Below are 18,950 nucleotides of genomic sequence, written 5' to 3'. Positions count from 1 at the left end.
TCATGATTATTAAAGTAAATTACCCAAAGACATTTCAAAAAGAAATTCAACCTTCTCCTAAATACTAAGAAAAGAGCGAAATCGCTCTTTTTTATTTTTTTAAAACTACTTTCAGAGGGATTCTTGCAGGGATCGGACAGTAAATCCACTTTCCGTTTCCCTTTCTTTCTTGCATTGCTTCTCCATATGTGCTACAGTTATGATAACGGTTACAAAACAAAGGAGAATTCTATGAGAAATCCAGCATTAGTAGAAGAAATGAAAACTTATAGAGGGCGAGATGAAGTTCCTCAAGATTTTGATGCTTTTTGGGATGGTGAGATTGGCAAGGTTTCGATCTTGCCAGACTACCAACTAGAGGAACGTGATTTTCATATTCCAAATGTAAAGTGCTATGAATTAACCTTTAAAGGTACACGTGATGGTCTCGTTTATGCGCGTGTAGTTTTACCAAAATCAGAACAGAAAGTGCCTGTCATTTTCCACTTCCATGGCTATATGGGACGTTGCTGGGATTGGACAGATATGCTAGCCTTTACCGTCGCTGGTTATGGTGTTGTATCGATGGATGTTCGTGGGCAATCTGGATACTCACAAGATGGCTTACGTTCGCCTCTCGGAAATACAGTTAAGGGCCAAATCATTCGTGGTGCAGTAGAAGGAAAAGAGCAACTCTTCTATAAAGATGTCTATCTAGATATTTATCAATTGGTTGAAATTGTCGCTAGTCTGCCTCAAGTAGATGAAGGGCAGTTGGCTAGTTACGGAGCTTCACAAGGTGGAGCGCTGGCTTTAGTGGCTGCAGGGCTCAATCCACGTATCAAGCGAACTGTTGCTATTTATCCATTCTTGTCAGACTTTAGACGAGTATTAGAAATTGGGAATACCAGTGAAGCCTATGATGAACTCTTCCGTTATTTTAAGTTTCATGATCCATTCCATGAAACAGAAGAACAAATCATGGAGACGCTTGGTTATATTGATGTGAAAAACCTTGCCCATCGCATTAAAGGTGAGGTGAGAATGATTACAGGGCTTGATGACGATGTCTGCTATCCAATCACCCAGTTTTCCATTTACAATCGTTTGACTTGTGAAAAGAGCTATCGTCTCATGCCAGAATATGCCCACGAAGCTATGAATGTCCATGTCAATGACCAGGTTTACAACTGGTTGTGTGGTAGTGAGATTCCCTTTACCTATGTAGGTCATTAAAAAAATGAAAAAGAGCCCTGTTTTAGCAGGGCTTTCTTTGTTGAGGAGTAAAGAAAGTAGTTTCAAAAAGTTTGAAACATAGAAATATATCTGAAAGTAAATTCTATTATAGATTACTAAGGCTAAAACTTGGAATATTTATTATATAATAAGTGTAGTATCAATTTGAAAGGAGTAAAATTGTTGCTTGCTTTAAGATATAAAGTAGAAAAATGCAACAGAAATTCAGATGAAAAGAATGGGAAAAACCCATCAACAATACAGTTTCTTTATTGCTCAAAGCCCTAGGGGCAAAAATTTTTAAGCAAAAAAGAAAGCGCTTTATTTTTGTGGAAAATGGAAGGAAATATATGACACAGAGAGATTTTGAACGGAAACAACGTTTTGGGATTAGAAAATTTACAGTAGGAGCTACATCAGTAGTCATTGGGGCAGTTGTTTTTGGTGCTTCACCAGTTTTAGCTCAAGAAGCTCCAGCAACCAGTGGTGAAACAGCTGGACAAGCTTTGCCAGAATTGCCAAAAGAAGTAGAATCAGGAAATCTAGCTAACCTTGATAAGGAACTTGCTGATAAGTTGGCAAAAGCGACGGATAAAGGAACTGAAGTAAACCGTGAAGAGCTGAAAGCAAACCCAGGTTCTGAAAAACCGACAGAAACTGAAAAACCGACAGAAACTGAAAAACCGACAGAAACTGAAAAACCAACAGAAACTGAAACTCCAGCAGAGACTCCAGCAGCTGAAACTGAGAATGAGGAAGTTGGTAGCGTCCCACGTGACTTCTACGCAAGAGAATTAGAAAATGCTAATGCTGTTGTTGAAAAAGAAGATGTAGAGACCAACTCAACAAATGGTCAACGAGTTGATTTGAATGATGAACTTGATAAACTGAAAAAACTTCAGAATGCTACCGTTCATATGGAGTTTAAGCCAGATGCATCTGCTCCACGTTTTTACAACCTCTTCTCAGTTTCTAGTGATACCAAAGTAAATGAGTACTTCACCATGGCCATCCTTGATAACACAGCTATCGTTGAAGGTCGTGATGCAAATGGAAACCAATTCTATGGTGATTATAAAACTGCTCCTTTGAAAATTAAGCCAGGTGAGTGGAACTCTGTAACCTTTACAGTTGAAAGACCAAATGCTGACCAACCAAATGGTCAGGTTCGCGTCTATGTAAATGGTGTCTTGTCGCGCACAAGTCCTCAGTCTGGTCGCTTCATCCAAGACATGCCAGATGTCAACCATGTACAAATTGGTACAACAAAACGTACAGGAAAAAACTTCTGGGGCGCTAATCTTAAAGTCCGTAATCTAACTGTTTATGATCGTGCCCTTTCTCCAGAAGAAGTTAAAAAACGTAGCCAACTTTTTGAAAGAGGAGAGTTGGAGAAGAAACTTCCTGAAGGAGCAAAAGTTACGGATAAACTGGACGTTTTTGAAGGTGGTGTGAACCGCAAGCCAAATAAAGATGGTATTGCAAGTTACCGTATACCTGCACTTCTAAAGACAGATAAAGGTACCTTGATTGCCGGAACGGATGAAAGACGCTTGCATCACTCTGACTGGGGTGATATTGGTATGGTTGTTCGTCGTAGTGATGACAATGGGAAGACATGGGGAGATAGAATTACCATCTCTAATCCTCGTGACAATGAAAAAGCTAAAAATCCAGAATGGCCATCTCCGGTTAATATTGACATGGCTTTAGTCCAAGATCCGAAAACCAAGAGAATTTTCTCAATTTATGATATGTTCCTCGAAGGGAAGGCAGTATTCTCTCTACCAGGGAAAGCTCCACAAGCCTATGAGCAAATTGGAGATAAGGTTTATCAAGTCTTGTACAAACAAGGTGATGCGGGACGTTATACTATCCGTGAAAATGGTGAAGTTTTTGACCCTGAAAATAGAAAAACAGAATACCGTGTTGTAGTTGATCCTAAACAACCAGCTTATAGCGATAAGGGTGATTTATACAAGGGTGAAGAACTAATTGGCAATGTCTATTTCGAATACAGTGACAAGAATATCTTTAGAGTTTCAAATACCAACTATCTCTGGATGTCTTATAGTGATGATGATGGGAAAACATGGTCTGCACCTAAAGATATTACATACGGTATTCGCAAGGACTGGATGCACTTCTTAGGTACTGGACCTGGTACAGGGATTGCCTTGCACTCAGGACCTCACAAAGGTCGTCTCGTTATCCCAGTCTATACTACAAATAACGTATCTTACTTGAGTGGTTCTCAGTCTTCACGTGTTATTTACTCAGATGACCATGGTGAAACTTGGCAAGCAGGTGAAGCAGTCAATGATAACCGTCCAGTAGGTAACCAAACAATTCACTCTTCAACAATGAATAATCCAGGTGCTCAAAATACTGAGTCAACTGTTGTTCAGTTGAACAACGGAGACCTCAAACTCTTCATGCGTGGATTAACAGGAGATTTGCAGGTTGCAACAAGTAAGGACGGTGGAGCAACTTGGGAAAAAGATGTAAAACGTTATGCGGATGTTAAGGACGTATACGTTCAAATGTCTGCTATTCATACTGTACAAAATGGTAAGGAATATATCGTCCTCAGTAACGCAGGTGGACCAGGACGTTACAACGGTTTGGTACACTTGGCACGTGTGGAAGCTAACGGAGAATTAACTTGGCTTAAACATAATCCAATTCAAAGTGGTAAATTTGCCTATAACTCATTGCAAGATCTTGGGAATGGTGAATTTGGCTTACTTTATGAACATGCAGATGCCAATCAAAATGAATATACTTTGTCTTATAAGAAATTCAACTGGGATTTCTTGAGCAAAGATATGGTTGCACCAACTAAAGCAAAAGTAAAAAGTGCAGTAGATATGGGTAACAATATTGTTGCACTAGAATTTGATTCAGAAGTCTTGGTAAACCAAGCTCCTGTTCTTAAATTAGCGAATGGAAACCTAGCAACCTTCTTAACTCAGTACGATACAAAAACTCTACTATTTGTTGTCAAAAAAGAAGATATTGGCCAAGAAGTTACAGAATTAGCTGGTGGTGCAATTGAAAGTATGCATAATTTACCAGTTAGCCTTGAAGATGCAGGAATCCCTGGTGGAATTAATGGTAAAGAACCTGCCATTCATGAAGTTCCAGAGTTCACTGGAGGCGTCAATGGTGACGAAGTGGCAGTACATGAAGTTCCAGAATATAATCCAGTGGAGACCTCAAAAGGGGAACCGGCAGTTCATGAAGTTCCAGAATTCGAAGGTGGCGTAAATGGCGAAGAAGCAGCTGTAACAGAGGCACCTGAGTATACAGAAGCTATTGGAACAGTGGGCGACGAGCCAGCACCAACAGTAGAAGTTCCGGAATTCGAAGGTGGCGTAAATGGCGAAGAAGCAGCTGTAACAGAGGCACCTGAGTATACAGAAGCTATTGGAACAGTGGGCGACGAGCCAGCACCAACAGTAGAAGTTCCGGAATCCACAGGTGGCGTAAATGGCGAAGAAGCAGCTGTAACAGAGGCACCTGAGTATACAGAAGCTATTGGAACAGCAGGTGAGGAAACAGCACCAACTGTAGAAGTCCCAGAATTCGAAGGTGGCGTGAATGGTGAGGAAGCGGCTGTAACAGAGCTCCCTGAGTACACTGAACCTAGTGCAACAGTAGGTGACGAAGCAGCGCCAACGGTGGAAATCCCAGAATTCGAAGGTGGTGTCAATGCAGTAGAAGCGGCAGTTCATGAGCTTCCAGAATTCACAGGCGGAGTAAACGCAGTTGAAGCGCTCAAAAATGAGCTTCCAGAATTTGCAGGTGGAGCAAATGCAGTTCAAACCCTTAAGCATGAACTTCCAGAATTCACAGGCGGAGTAAATGCAGTCGAAGCAGCAGTCAATGAAGCTCCAGAATATAAGGGTGAAGAAAAACCGCTTGTCACTTTAGTAGCACAGCAAGACAAGACATATCAAGCTCCAGCAGCTCAACCACAGCAATCAACCCTCCCTGCAACAGGAAGTGAGGTTTCTACTCCTCTAGTATCTGTAGGAATGGTTGGAATGCTCCTCGGCTTGTTTGGAATGGCTAAGAAAAAAGAAGATTAATGGCAACATTGAATCTAAAAAGTCTCTATAAAAAAGGTTTAGACTTATATTAGAAGGGTCTGTAACGCTCATTCGTTACAGGCTCTTTTGTTTGCAGAAAGCGAAGATTCTAGTAGAAATAAGCGGATGAAAGGAGAATTTAACTCGGGCAGTTCTCCCTGAAACTACTTTCAGGAGATTCTGTTTCATAAAATTGTTTTGAAACTTCAATCTATTCTAGTACAAGTTCTTGAAAGCGCTTTTAAAATGATATATAATAGGCTCATAAGAAAAAAGAAAAGGAGGAAAGTAGATGCCACAGATCAGTAAAGAAGCTTTGATTGAGCAGATTAAAGATGGAATCATCGTTTCTTGTCAGGCACTTCCTCATGAACCGCTTTATACAGAAGCGGGAGGTGTAATGCCCTTGCTAGTCAAAGCGGCTGAGCAGGGTGGAGCAGTCGGTATCCGAGCAAATAGTGTTCGAGATATTAAGGAAATCAAAGAGGTCACAAATCTTCCGATTATCGGAATTATCAAACGTGATTATCCACCACAGGAACCATTCATCACTGCTACTATGAAAGAAGTTGATGAACTAGCGGCTCTAGATATTGAGGTGATTGCTCTTGATTGTACCAAGAGAGAACGCCATGATGGCTTGGGAATTCAAGAATTCATCCGTCAAATCAAAGAAAAATACCCAAATCAACTCTTGATGGCTGACACAAGTACCTTTGAAGAAGGGCTTACAGCAGTTGAAGCAGGAATTGACTTTGTTGGAACAACCTTGTCAGGCTACACATCTTATAGCCCGAAATTGGATGGTCCAGACTTTGAATTGATTAAGAAACTTTGTGATGCAGGAGTAGACGTCATCGCAGAAGGTAAGATTCACACACCAGAACAGGCTAAGCAAATCCTAGGTTACGGAGTGCGAGGCATTGTAGTTGGTGGCGCTATTACTAGACCAAAAGAGATAACGGAACGATTTGTTGCGGGTCTCAAATAAGACAATTAAAACACGAGGAGAGTGGTTGATTAGTAAAACAAAATGTAAACGTATACAAAGTTGTCAATACTCATTATCCGTTTCGGATACGCTTATCATCATTTAGGAGAATACTAATGAAATTTAGAAAACTAGCTTGTACAGTACTTGCGGGTGCTGCTGTCCTATCTCTTGCTGCTTGTGGCAAATCAGACGCTAAAAAAGACGCTGCAAGTGATGCAGGACAAACTGAAATCACTTGGTGGGCTTTCCCAGTCTTCACTCAAGAAAAATCTGGTGACGGTGTAGGAACTTATGAAAAATCTATCATCGAAGCTTTCGAAAAAGCAAACCCAGATATCAAAGTTAAACTAGAAACAATCGACTTCAAATCTGGTCCAGAAAAAATCACGACAGCTATTGAAGCTGGAACTGCTCCAGATGTACTTTTCGATGCACCAGGTCGTATCATTAATTACGGTAAAAATGGTAAATTGGCTGAGTTGAATGACCTCTTTACAGATGAATTTGTTAAAGATGTTAACAATGAAAACATCATTCAAGCAAGTAAAGCTGGTGACAAAGCATACATGTATCCAATCAGTTCTGCACCATTCTACATGGCTATGAACAAGAAAATGTTGGAAGATGCTGGTGTAGCTGACCTTGTTAAAGAAGGTTGGACAACTGATGATTTTGAAAAAGTTTTGAAAGCGCTTAAAGACAAAGGATACACTCCAGGTTCATTGTTCAGTTCTGGTCAAGGGGGAGACCAAGGAACACGTGCCTTCATCGCTAACCTTTACGGCGGTTCTGTAACAGACAAAGAAGTTACTAAATACACAACTGACGATCCTAAGTTCGTCAAAGGTCTTGAAAAAGCAACTAGCTGGATTAAAGATGGTTTGTTGAACAACGGTTCACAATTTGACGGTGGAGCAGACATCCAAAACTTTGCAAACGGTCAAACATCATACACAATCCTTTGGGCACCAGCTCAAAACGGTATCCAAGCTAAATTGTTGGAAGCAAGTAAAGTTGAAGTGGTAGAAGTTCCATTCCCATCTGATTCTGGCAAACCAGCTCTTGAATACCTTGTAAACGGATTTGCAGTATTTAACAACAAAGATGAAAAGAAAGTTGCTGCTGCTAAGAAATTCATCCAATTCATCGCTGATGATAAAGAGTGGGGTCCTAAAGACGTAGTTCGTACAGGTGCCTTCCCAGTTCGTACTTCATTTGGTAAACTTTACGACGATAAACGTATGGAAACTATCAGTGGTTGGACTAAATACTACTCTCCATACTACAACACAATCGACGGATTTGCTGAAATGAGAACTCTATGGTTCCCAATGCTTCAATCAGTATCTAATGGTGACGAAGAACCTGCTGCAGCTTTGAAAACATTCACTGAAAAAGCGAATGAAACAATCAAAAAAGCAGCTAAATAATAAGCCCTAAATAAAAAGTAAAATCCCCCCTTTTCCCTGTGCACATCTGTGTACGAAAAGGGGGACTTTTGTTTAAAAAATGTAAGGAACTGACAGGTCAAAATTAAAATGAAGTTCTTACATAGGCTTTTCTTGGAAAAAATTTCATTTTGATTTTACATCAATGTCAGACAACAATCAAAAAAACAAAAACTATTTGAAAGTGAGGTGCCGACTGTGAAAGTCAATAAAATTCGCATGAGAGAAACAATTGTTTCTTATGCATTCTTAGCACCAGTATTAATCTTCTTTACCGTCTTTGTCCTAGCTCCAATGATCATGGGATTCATCACTAGTTTCTTTAACTACTCGATGACTAGCTTTGAGTTTGTGGGATTTGACAACTACATCCGCATGTTTAAAGACCCTGTCTTTACAAAATCTTTGATTAATACCGTAATCTTAGTTATCGGATCTGTACCAGTCGTTGTACTCTTCTCACTATTTGTGGCATCACAAACTTACCAACAAAATGCAGTTGCTAGATCCTTCTATCGTTTTGTATTCTTCCTTCCTGTTGTAACAGGTAGTGTTGCCGTAACGGTTGTATGGAAATGGATTTATGATCCTCTATCAGGTATTTTGAATTTCGTGCTTAAGTCAAGCCATATCATTAGCCAAAACATTTCTTGGTTGGGTGATAAAAACTGGGCTTTGATGGCGATTATGATTATTCTTTTGACAACATCAGTTGGTCAGCCAATCATCCTTTACATCGCTGCAATGGGTAATATTGATAACTCTCTTGTAGAAGCGGCGCGTGTCGACGGAGCAACTGAGTTACAAGTTTTCTGGAAAATTAAATGGCCAAGCCTTCTTCCAACAACTCTTTATATCGCAATCATTACAACAATCAACTCATTCCAGTGTTTCGCTTTGATTCAGCTTTTGACTTCCGGTGGTCCAAACTATTCAACAAGTACACTTATGTACTACCTATACGAAAAAGCCTTCCAATTGACTGAGTATGGCTATGCCAATACTATTGGTGTATTCTTGGCAGTTATGATCGCTATCGTCAGCTTTGTTCAATTTAAAGTACTTGGAAACGACGTAGAATATTAATAGAAAGGAGACAGCTATGCAATCTACACAAAAGAAACCTTTAACAGCCTTCACTGTTATTTCAACCATCTTCTTGCTTTTATTGACTGTACTGTTTATCTTTCCATTCTACTGGATTTTGACAGGTGCATTCAAATCACAACCAGATACCATTATGATTCCACCACAATGGTTCCCTAAAGCTCCAACAATGGAGAACTTCCAACAATTGATGGTGCAAAACCCAGCCTTGCAATGGATGTGGAACTCAGTCTTCATTTCATTGGTAACAATGTTCTTGGTTTGTGCAACCTCTTCACTAGCAGGTTATGTATTGGCTAAGAAACGTTTCTATGGACAACGCATTCTCTTTGCTATCTTTATTGCTGCCATGGCTCTTCCAAAACAAGTTGTCCTTGTACCATTGGTACGTATCGTCAACTTCATGGGAATCCATGACACTCTTTGGGCAGTTATCTTGCCTTTGATCGGATGGCCATTTGGGGTCTTCCTCATGAAACAGTTCAGTGAAAACATTCCAACAGAATTGCTCGAATCTGCTAAAATCGATGGATGTGGTGAGATTCGTACTTTCTGGAGCGTAGCCTTCCCTATTGTGAAACCAGGATTTGCAGCTCTTGCAATCTTTACCTTCATCAATACATGGAATGACTACTTCATGCAGTTGGTTATGTTGACATCTCGTAACAACTTGACCATCTCACTCGGGGTTGCGACTATGCAGGCTGAGATGGCAACCAACTATGGTTTAATTATGGCAGGGGCTGCTCTTGCAGCTGTGCCAATCGTAACAGTCTTCCTTGTCTTCCAAAAATCCTTCACTCAAGGTATTACTATGGGAGCCGTTAAAGGTTAATACTCTGCGAAAATTGAATATAGTACAATCTGTTTATCAGTATGCAGAAGTATAGTTGATAGACTAAGAGAATACAGGATATATAAGTGTCTACAAAATGGAGAGGAGTTGGTTACTTCAGGAAGTTTTGTTAGACACTTATAAACTTAATTTTTGACTTTTTAGATACTATTTAGAATAGTTATTTCCCATTTTAGTGGTATCCAAGATAAGTATGTTGTACTTATCTTGGACGGAGTTTTTGAGAGTAAAATAGTTCGGGGAACTATTTTAGCCTGAGCCTAGAAATGAATGAGCGAGGAGCTCAAAAATTAGGTCTTTCATTTCATGGTTTTCTAAAATCATCCACTGGATAATTTTACCTTCCGTCCGCACTATTTAAGGGAAATGGTAAAAAAGATAAATCAAATTGGAAATAAGCATCAGAAGTAAAGGAAATTACTATGATTTTTGATGATTTAAAAAACATTAGCTTTTACAAGGGAATTCACCCAAATCTGGACAAAGCTATAGATTATCTCTATGAGCATCGTAAGGATACTTTTGAATTAGGTAAATACGATATTGATGGGGATAAGGTCTTTCTAGTTGTACAGGAAAATGATCTCAACAAAGAAGAAAATGATCGCTTTGAGCATCATAAAAACTATGCAGATTTGCATTTGTTAGTTGAAGGACATGAGTATTCTAGCTACGGTTCTCGCATCAAAGATGAGGCTGTAGCCTTTGATGAAGCCAGTGATATTGGCTTTGTTCATTGTCACGAACAATACCCACTTTTGTTGGGATATCACAATTTTGCAGTTTTCTTCCCAGGAGAACCTCATCAGCCTAACGGTTATGCAGGTATGGAAGATACAGTTCGCAAATATTTATTTAAAATTTTAATCGATTAGTCAGTTAGGAGGAGCAAACAATGGCACATAAAGGATCTGGATTGATAAAAGCGGCATTTGATACGGATAACTTTCTGATGCGTTTTTGTGAGAAAGTGTTAGATATCGTGACGGTTAACCTACTCTTTGTTGTGTCTTGTTTGCCTATTGTGACTATTGGAGTAGCTAAAATCAGTCTCTATCAGACAATCTTTGAAGTGAAACGCAGCCGTCGTATTCCTGTTTTCAAAATCTACATTAGAGCCTTTAAGCAAAATTTGAAATTAGGTTTTCAGTTAGGATTGCTGGAATTAGGAATCTTTTTGATCAGTGTGGTTGACTTATCACTATTTTGGAGTCAAACTGGAGTTGCCTTTCAACTCATTAAAGCTATTTGTTTGGGAATTCTGATATTTTTAACACTAGTTATGTTGGCTAGCTATCCAATTGCTGCACGCTATGAATTAACTTGGAAAGAAGTGCTCCAAAAGGGCTTACTTTTGGTCAGTTTTAACTTCGTTTGGTTCTTCTTGATGCTTGCGATTATTTTGTTAATCATTATGCTTCTCTATCTATCAGGCTTTACTCTAGTGCTTGGTGGTTCAGCATTTCTACTCTTTGGCTTTGGTCTACTTGCCTTTTGCCAAGCTGGATTAATGGAAAAATTGTTTGCTAAATATCAAGCAGATTGAAAACGATATGAAACTACTTTCAAACAAGAAAAGCTATGGGAGATGAATAGAAATTAAAATCTAAGTGGCTGAGATATATTGAAAGCGCTTTTTACAAGGTGTATACTAAAATAGTAAAAAATCATCTGCTCAGTGCAGAAAATAAGAAATCTTAGGAGAAATCTATGTCAGATTTAAAAAAATATGAAGGTGTCATTCCTGCCTTCTACGCATGTTATGATGATGCGGGTGAAGTAAGCCCAGAACGTACTCGTGCCTTGGTGCAATACTTTATTGATAAAGGTGTTCAAGGGCTTTATGTCAATGGTTCTTCAGGTGAATGTATCTACCAAAGCGTAGAAGACCGCAAATTGATCTTGGAAGAAGTGATGGCAGTTGCTAAAGGCAAGTTGACTATCATTGCTCACGTGGCATGTAACAATACTAAAGACAGTATCGAACTTGCTCGTCATGCAGAAAGCTTGGGAGTAGATGCTATTGCAACAATCCCACCAATTTACTTCCGCTTACCTGAATACTCAGTTGCAAAATACTGGAACGACATCAGTGCTGCTGCACCAAATACAGACTATGTCATCTATAACATTCCTCAATTGGCAGGTGTTGCTTTGACTCCAAGTCTTTACACAGAAATGTTGAAGAACCCACGTGTTATCGGTGTTAAAAACTCTTCAATGCCAGTTCAAGATATTCAAACATTTGTTAGCCTTGGCGGCGAAGATCATATCGTCTTTAATGGTCCAGATGAGCAGTTCCTAGGTGGTCGTCTCATGGGAGCAAAAGCTGGTATCGGTGGCACTTATGGTGCTATGCCAGAACTCTTCTTGAAACTCAACCAATTGATTGCAGATAAAGACCTAGAAACAGCGCGTGAATTGCAATACGCTATCAACGCTATTATCGGTAAATTAACTGCAGCTCATGGTAATATGTACTGTGTTATCAAAGAAGTCTTGAAAATCAATGAAGGGCTTAATATCGGATCAGTTCGTTCTCCACTTACACCAGTGACCGAAGAAGATCGTCCAGTTGTAGAAGCAGCTGCTCAATTGATTCGTGAAACTAAGGAGCGTTTCCTCTAATCAATAGGAGGCTTTATGACTAATTACGTTGCAATTGATATTGGTGGAACTAATATCAAATACGGTTTAATTGACCAAGATGGACAACTTGTAGAGTCTAACGAAGTAGCGACTGAGGCTCATAAGGGTGGCCCACACATCTTACAGAAAACAAAAGATATCGTAGCTAGCTATCTAGAAAAAGGACCAGTGTCAGGTGTAGCCATTTCCTCAGCGGGAATGGTTGATCCTGATAAGGGTGAAATTTTCTATGCTGGTCCACAGATTCCAAATTATGCCGGAATCCAATTTAAAAAGGAAATTGAAGCTAGCTTTAATATTCCTTGTGAAATTGAAAACGATGTCAACTGTGCAGGGCTTGCTGAAGCTGTCTCTGGTTCAGGAAAAGGTGCAAGTATTACCCTTTGCTTGACAATTGGGACTGGTATCGGTGGTTGCTTAATCATTGATGGACAAGTTTTCCATGGCTTTAGTAATTCTGCCTGTGAAGTTGGTTACCTGCACATGCAAGATGGAGCTTTCCAGGATTTAGCGTCTACGACAGCTCTTGTTAAGTATGTAGCAGACGCACATGGAGATGAAGTGGAACAGTGGAACGGTCGCAGAATTTTCAAAGAAGCTACTGAAGGCAATAAACTCTGTATGAAGGGGATTGACCGTATGGTGGATTACCTTGGTAAGGGTCTGGCTAATATTTGTTATGTTGCCAATCCAGAAGTTGTCATTCTTGGTGGAGGCATCATGGGACAGGAAGCCATCCTAAAACCAAAAATCCGTAAGGCTTTGAAAGATTCGCTTGTTCCAAGTTTGGCAGACAAGACTCGACTTGAATTTGCCCACCATCAGAATACTGCTGGTATGCTCGGAGCATATTATCATTTCAGAACCAAACAGTCCTAAATTGGCTTTGCCAATTTAGGTTTTTTTGGCAGGAAAAAAGTTAGGTAAAACTTTAATAAAACTTTGGAAGCCCTTGCATTTCTTGGAATAATATAGTATATTTATTATACTGAGAAATCTCGAAAAAGCGTTTGTAAAATCAAGTCATTTTTTTATTCAGAAAAATGTAAGCGATTTCTAAAATGAATTTAAACAGAAGATAAGAGTGGGAGGAAGAAGAGTTTTAAAGTAGGTACTGAGAAATAAAATTGTCGCCAGCAGAAACTGGGCTCTTGCAGTAGCTGACTGCTTTTGTTCATTAGGAGAATTTGATGAAACAGTATTTTTTTGAAAGAAGTCGTATATTTAGTATTCGTAAACTAACGGTTGGTGTAGCCTCTGTGGCAGTTGGACTGGCTTTTTTTGCATCTGGAAATGTTGCCGCTAACGAAGTTGTGACAGAGCCAAAACTGGAAGTAGAAGGTCAAGCAAAAGAAGTAATCGATGTTGATAAAGAAAAAGCGGAAGCAGTTAAGGAAACTAAAGAAGTAGTGAGTCCTGTTAATGAAGAAGTTGCTAAACAAGCAGCTCCTGCTATAGAAAAAGTAACAGAAGAGGCTAAAACTACTGAAGAGGCTGGAGATTTACTTCCAGAAGAAATTCCTGACCGTGCTTATCCTGATACGCCAGTGAAAAAAATTGATACTTCAACTATTGTATCAGAAAAGGATAGCCCGAAAGTAGAAACTAAGAGTATTCTAAAAGCTGAAGAAGCAAGTGCAACTGGAGGAGAGAAAGAAAATAGAGCCATTATCAATGGTGGTCAGGATCTCAAACATATTGACTATGAAGGACAACCAGCTACATCTGCGACTATGGTTTATAGCATTTTTAGCTCTCCACTTGCAAATGGTGGGAAGCAGGATTATCTCAATTCTGGCTCTGGTATCTTTGTTGCACCAAATATTATCTTGACAGTAGCACACAACTTCTTAGTCAAGGATGCGGATACCAATGCGGGATCTATTCGTGGTGGTGATACTGCTAAATTCTACTACAATGTCGGTTCAAATAGTCCCAAGGTAAGATCTTTGCCAAACTCAGGAAAGACGGTTATTTTCAAGGAAAAGGATATCCATTTTTGGAATAAAGATAAGTTTGGTGAAGGTTACAAGAATGACCTAGCCTTGGTCGTAGCACCTGTTCCACTTCAAATCGCTAGTCCAAATAAGGCCGCAACCTTCACTCCTCTGGCAGAGCATCGGGAATACAAAGCTGGAGAACCTGTTAGTACCATTGGTTATCCTACAGATTCAAGCTCACCAGAATTGAAGGAGCCGATTGTTCCAGGACAGTTGTATAAGGCTGACGGTGTTGTTAAAGGTACTGAAAAATATGATGATAAGGGAACAGTAGGTGTTACCTATCGTTTGACTTCTGTATCAGGCCTTTCTGGTGGCGGTATTATCAACGGTGATGGCAAAGTCATCGGAATTCACCAACGTGGTACTGTTGACAATATGAACATTGCTGAAAAAGATCGTTTCGGAGGAGGTTTGGTCTTATCTCCAGAACAACTAGCTTGGGCTAAAGGCATCATTGAAAAATACGGTGTCAAAGAAGGCTGGTATCAAGGCGATAACGATAATCGCTATTACTTTGATTCAAAAGGACAATTACTCAGAAATACCACAGCTGTCATTGGTGGAAACAAGTATGCCTTTGACAATAGCGGTCTTGCTACCCTAGTTGAAGGCGTTGACTACGGCCGTGTAGTTATCGAACATGTGGACCAAAATGATAACCCAGTCAAAGAAAACGATACTTTTGTAGACAGGGCAGAAGTTGGTGCACAATTCAATTATAACTACAAATCGGAAATTGAAAAAACAGATTTCTACAAGAAGAATAAAGAAAAATATGAGATTGTTTCAATTGGTGATTCTCCAGTCAATAAACAATTGAAAGACGCTTGGAATGAGGATCATAGTGTTGTGAGCAAGGCTCCTGCAGGAACTCGTGTCATTAAAGTAGTCTATAAAGTTAACAAAGGTTCCTTTGAGGTTCACTATCGCCTGAAAGACTCTGATAAAGAGTTGACGACTGCAGATGTGGACAATAACGAAGGTAAAGAATACGATGTTTCCTTTGTTCATAAATTCCAAGCTAAAGAAATTGCAGGTTATCGTGCAGTCAATGCAAGTCAAGAAGCAACTATCAAGCATAAAGGGGTGAATGAAGTTATTTTTGAATACGAAAAGATTGAAGATCCAAAACCAGCAACTCCTGTAACTCCAGTGGTTGATCCAAAAGATGAAGAAACTGAAATTGCTGCTTACGGTCCACTTCCAAGCAAGGCTCAGTTGGACTACCACAAGGAAGAATTGGCTGCCTTCATCCACTATGGTATGAATACCTATACTAACTCTGAGTGGGGTAACGGTAGAGAAAATCCTCAAAACTTTAACCCGACTAACCTTGATACAGACCAGTGGATTAAGACATTGAAGGACGCTGGATTCAAACGAACAATCATGGTTGTCAAACACCATGACGGATTTGTAATCTATCCTTCTCAATATACAAAACATACCGTAGCTGCTAGTCCATGGAAAAATGGTAAGGGTGACCTTCTTGAAGAAATCTCAAAATCAGCAACTAAGTATGACATGAATATGGGTGTGTACCTATCACCATGGGATGCAAATAATCCAAACTATCACGTGAATACTGAAAAAGAGTACAACGAATACTACCTTAACCAACTCAAGGAAATCCTTGGCAATCCTAAATACGGAAATAATGGTAAATTCATCGAAGTATGGATGGACGGTGCTCGTGGTAGCGGAGCTCAAAAAGTAACCTATACCTTTGACAAGTGGTTCGAGTACATCAAGAAAGCTGAAGGGGATATCGCTATCTTCTCTGCTCAACCGACAAGCGTACGTTGGATTGGTAATGAACGTGGGATCGCTGGAGATCCAGTTTGGCATAAAGTCAAGAAAGCTAAAATCACCGACGATGTGAAGAATGATTATCTCAATCATGGGGATCCAGAAGGAGATATGTACTCAGTCGGTGAAGCAGACGTTTCTATCCGTTCAGGTTGGTTCTACCATGACAATCAACAACCAAAATCAATCAAAGATTTGATGGATATTTACTTCAAGTCTGTTGGTCGTGGAACGCCACTTCTACTCAATATTCCACCAAATAAAGAAGGTAGATTCGCAGATGCAGATGTCGCTCGCTTGCAAGAATTCCGAGCAACATTGGATCAAATGTATGCGACTGACTTCGCTAAGGGTGCAACAGTTACTGCAAGCTCTACTCGTAAGAATCACTTGTATCAAGCAAGCCACCTAACAGATGGTAAGGATGATACGAGCTGGGCACTAGCAAATGATGCTAAGACAGGTGAATTCACTGTCGATCTTGGTCAAAAGAGACGCTTTGACGTAGTCGAACTCAAAGAAGATATCGCTAAAGGTCAACGAATCTCTGGGTTCAAGGTTGAAGTTGAACTCAACGGTCGTTGGGTACCATACGGGGAAGGATCAACTGTTGGTTATCGTCGCCTTATCCAAGGTCAACCAGTAGAAGCACAAAAAATTCGCGTGACCATTACTGGTGCACAAGCGACACCTATTTTGACAAACTTCTCTGTTTATAAGACACCAAGCAGTATTGAGAAAACAGACGGCTACCCTCTAGGATTGGATTACCATTCAAATACAACAGCTGATAAAGAAAATACAACTTGGTATGACGAATCTGAAGGTATTCGCGGAACATCTATGTGGACAAACCAAAAAGATGCAAGTGTAACCTACCGTTTCAACGGAACTAAGGCTTATGTCGTATCTACAGTGGATCCAAACCATGGTGAAATGTCAGTTTACGTAGATGGTCAGAAGGTTGCAGACGTGCAAACCAATAATGCAGCTCGTAAACGTAGCCAGATGGTTTATGAAACAGGTGATTTGGCTCCAGGTGAACATACCATCAAACTTGTTAACAAGACTGGTAAACCTATTGCGACTGAAGGTATCTACACTCTTAACAATGCCGGCAAAGGTATGTTTGAGATGAAAGAAACAACTTATGAAGTTCAAAAAGGTCAACCGGTTACTGTAACCATTAAGCGTGTTGGTGGTAGCAAAGGAACAGCAACAGTCCATGTTGTAACAGAACCAGGAACAGGGGTTCATGGTAAAGTGTACAAGGACACAACAGCTGACTTGACTTTCCAAGATGGTGAAACTGAGAAAACAATCACGATTCCAACGATTGACTTTACAGAGCAAGCTGATTCAATCTTTGACTTCAAAGTGAAAATGACTAGCGTTTCTGATAATGCCCTCCTTGGTTTTGCTTCAGAAGCTACGATTCAAGTGATGAAGGCAGAACTACTCCAAAAAGACCAGACAAGCTATGACGATCAAGCAACTCAGCTTGACTATAGCCCAGGTTGGCACCGTGAAACCAATTCATCAGGTAAATACCAAAACACTGAGTCTTGGGCATCATTCGGTCGATTGAATGACGAGCAAAAGAAAAATGCTAGTGTAACAGCCTACTTCTACGGAACAGGTCTTGAAATCAAAGGTTTTGTTGATCCTGGACATGGTATCTACAAGGTTACTCTAGATGGTAAAGAACTTGAGTATCAAGATGGTCAAGGAAATGCCACTGATGTAAATGGCAAGAAGTACTTCAGTGGTACAGCAGCTACACGTCAAGGCAATCAGACTCTCGTTCGTTTGACTGGACTCGAAGAAGGTTGGCATGCTGTGACCTTGCAATTGGATCCAAAACGTAATGATACTACGAGAAATATTGGTATCCAAGTTGACCAGTTCATCACTCATGGTGAAGATAGTGCTCTTTATACCAAAGCAGAGTTAATTCAAGCCATGAAGAGCTGGAAGGATGAATTGGCTAAATTTGACCAAACAAGTTTGAAGAACACTCCAGAGGCGCGTCAAGCCTTCAAGTCAAACTTGGATAAATTATCTGAGCAACTTTCAGCAAGTGAAGCCAATGCACAAGAAGTTCTGAAGACAGCAGCAGCTTTACAAACAATCCTTGATAAGGAAGAAAATTATGGCACAGATGATACGCCAACACCAGATCAGCCAGAAGAACCAAACTATGACAAGGCTATGGCAAGTCTGACCGAAGCGATTGAAAGAAAAACAGCTGAACTCGGTGATGACAAGGAAGCTAAGAAGAAGCTAGTCGCACTAACAGAGCAAGCCTTGGCAGCCATCCAAGAAGCTAAGACTCAGGATGCGGTAGATAAGGCCTTGCAAGCAGCTTTGGCATCTATCAACAGTCTTCAGGCGACTCTGAAAGAGGAGCCGGCTCCAGAAGAACCAAAACAGCCAGAAGAACCAAACTATGACAAGGCTATGGCAAGTCTGACCGAAGCGATTGAAAGAAAAACAGCTGAGCTCGGTGATGACAAGGAAGCTAAGAAGAAGCTAGTTGCACTAACAGAGCAAGCCTTGGCAGCCATCCAAGAAGCTAAGACTCAGGATGCGGTAGATAAGGCCTTGCAAGCAGCTTTGGCATCTATCAACAGTCTTCAGGCGACTCCGAAAGAGGAGCCGGCTCCAGAAGAACCAAAACAGCCAGAAGAACCAAACTATGACAAGGCTATGGCAAGTCTGACCGAAGCGATTGAAAGAAAAACAGCTGAACTCGGTGATGACAAGCAAGCTAAG

At 40.2% G+C, this 18,950-nt stretch carries 11 protein-coding genes; all 11 read left to right on the top strand.

Features of this window, described 5'->3' with window-relative positions; all coding sequences use genetic code 11:
• The first annotated feature begins 231 nt into the window (after positions 1-231).
• A complete protein-coding gene (locus QM419_RS07700) occupies positions 232-1,215 on the top strand; it encodes an acetylxylan esterase (protein WP_414278395.1) in 984 nt (327 codons plus the stop codon).
• A gap of 350 nt (positions 1,216-1,565) precedes the next feature.
• Complete coding sequence (locus QM419_RS07695) at positions 1,566-5,309, top strand: SIALI-17 repeat-containing surface protein (RefSeq protein ID WP_414278394.1); 3,744 nt, start codon at positions 1,566-1,568, stop codon at positions 5,307-5,309.
• A 292-nt stretch (positions 5,310-5,601) separates the two neighbouring features.
• The gene (locus tag QM419_RS07690; RefSeq protein ID WP_414254029.1) at positions 5,602-6,300 is read left to right on the top strand and encodes an N-acetylmannosamine-6-phosphate 2-epimerase; all 699 of its coding nucleotides are present in this window, start codon (positions 5,602-5,604) and stop codon (positions 6,298-6,300) included.
• Positions 6,301-6,416: 116 nt separating this feature from the next.
• Positions 6,417-7,733, top strand: coding sequence for an ABC transporter substrate-binding protein (locus QM419_RS07685; protein ID WP_414259703.1), 1,317 nt, complete (start codon positions 6,417-6,419; stop codon positions 7,731-7,733).
• A 237-nt stretch (positions 7,734-7,970) separates the two neighbouring features.
• Positions 7,971-8,837: a carbohydrate ABC transporter permease gene (locus QM419_RS07680; protein ID WP_414259702.1), complete on the top strand. Its 867-nt coding sequence runs from the start codon at positions 7,971-7,973 to the stop codon at positions 8,835-8,837.
• Positions 8,838-8,853: 16 nt separating this feature from the next.
• The gene (locus tag QM419_RS07675; protein ID WP_004250812.1) at positions 8,854-9,693 is read left to right on the top strand and encodes a carbohydrate ABC transporter permease; all 840 of its coding nucleotides are present in this window, start codon (positions 8,854-8,856) and stop codon (positions 9,691-9,693) included.
• A gap of 443 nt (positions 9,694-10,136) precedes the next feature.
• On the top strand, positions 10,137-10,589 hold the full coding sequence (locus QM419_RS07670; protein ID WP_414259701.1) for a YhcH/YjgK/YiaL family protein: 453 nt from the start codon (positions 10,137-10,139) through the stop codon (positions 10,587-10,589).
• 20 nt (positions 10,590-10,609) lie between these two features.
• Positions 10,610-11,260, top strand: coding sequence for a YesL family protein (locus tag QM419_RS07665; protein WP_004250816.1), 651 nt, complete (start codon positions 10,610-10,612; stop codon positions 11,258-11,260).
• A 164-nt stretch (positions 11,261-11,424) separates the two neighbouring features.
• Positions 11,425-12,342 (top strand): dihydrodipicolinate synthase family protein, encoded by a 918-nt coding sequence (locus tag QM419_RS07660; RefSeq protein ID WP_178894574.1) that lies wholly within the window; start codon positions 11,425-11,427, stop codon positions 12,340-12,342.
• Positions 12,343-12,357: 15 nt separating this feature from the next.
• Positions 12,358-13,242 (top strand): ROK family protein, encoded by an 885-nt coding sequence (locus QM419_RS07655; RefSeq protein WP_414278393.1) that lies wholly within the window; start codon positions 12,358-12,360, stop codon positions 13,240-13,242.
• 311 nt (positions 13,243-13,553) lie between these two features.
• On the top strand, positions 13,554-18,950 hold a 5,397-nt coding region (locus QM419_RS07650; RefSeq protein ID WP_414278392.1), incomplete at its 3' end, for an alpha-L-fucosidase.

The organism is Streptococcus infantis (genome assembly GCF_047464715.1).
GTDB lineage: Bacteria > Bacillota > Bacilli > Lactobacillales > Streptococcaceae > Streptococcus > Streptococcus infantis_S.
Note: the sequence above shows the minus strand (reverse complement) of the source record. Positions and strands in the feature narration are given on the sequence as shown.

What these genes read in the sequence shown, in the direction of transcription:
- QM419_RS07700 (WP_414278395.1), top strand. Translation starts at nt 232, where the DNA reads ATGAGAAATCCAGCATTAGTAGAAGAAATGAAAACTTATAGAGGGCGA.
- QM419_RS07695 (WP_414278394.1), top strand. Translation starts at nt 1,566, where the DNA reads ATGACACAGAGAGATTTTGAACGGAAACAACGTTTTGGGATTAGAAAA.
- QM419_RS07690 (WP_414254029.1), top strand. Translation starts at nt 5,602, where the DNA reads ATGCCACAGATCAGTAAAGAAGCTTTGATTGAGCAGATTAAAGATGGA.
- QM419_RS07685 (WP_414259703.1), top strand. Translation starts at nt 6,417, where the DNA reads ATGAAATTTAGAAAACTAGCTTGTACAGTACTTGCGGGTGCTGCTGTC.
- QM419_RS07680 (WP_414259702.1), top strand. Translation starts at nt 7,971, where the DNA reads ATGAGAGAAACAATTGTTTCTTATGCATTCTTAGCACCAGTATTAATC.
- QM419_RS07675 (WP_004250812.1), top strand. Translation starts at nt 8,854, where the DNA reads ATGCAATCTACACAAAAGAAACCTTTAACAGCCTTCACTGTTATTTCA.
- QM419_RS07670 (WP_414259701.1), top strand. Translation starts at nt 10,137, where the DNA reads ATGATTTTTGATGATTTAAAAAACATTAGCTTTTACAAGGGAATTCAC.
- QM419_RS07665 (WP_004250816.1), top strand. Translation starts at nt 10,610, where the DNA reads ATGGCACATAAAGGATCTGGATTGATAAAAGCGGCATTTGATACGGAT.
- QM419_RS07660 (WP_178894574.1), top strand. Translation starts at nt 11,425, where the DNA reads ATGTCAGATTTAAAAAAATATGAAGGTGTCATTCCTGCCTTCTACGCA.
- QM419_RS07655 (WP_414278393.1), top strand. Translation starts at nt 12,358, where the DNA reads ATGACTAATTACGTTGCAATTGATATTGGTGGAACTAATATCAAATAC.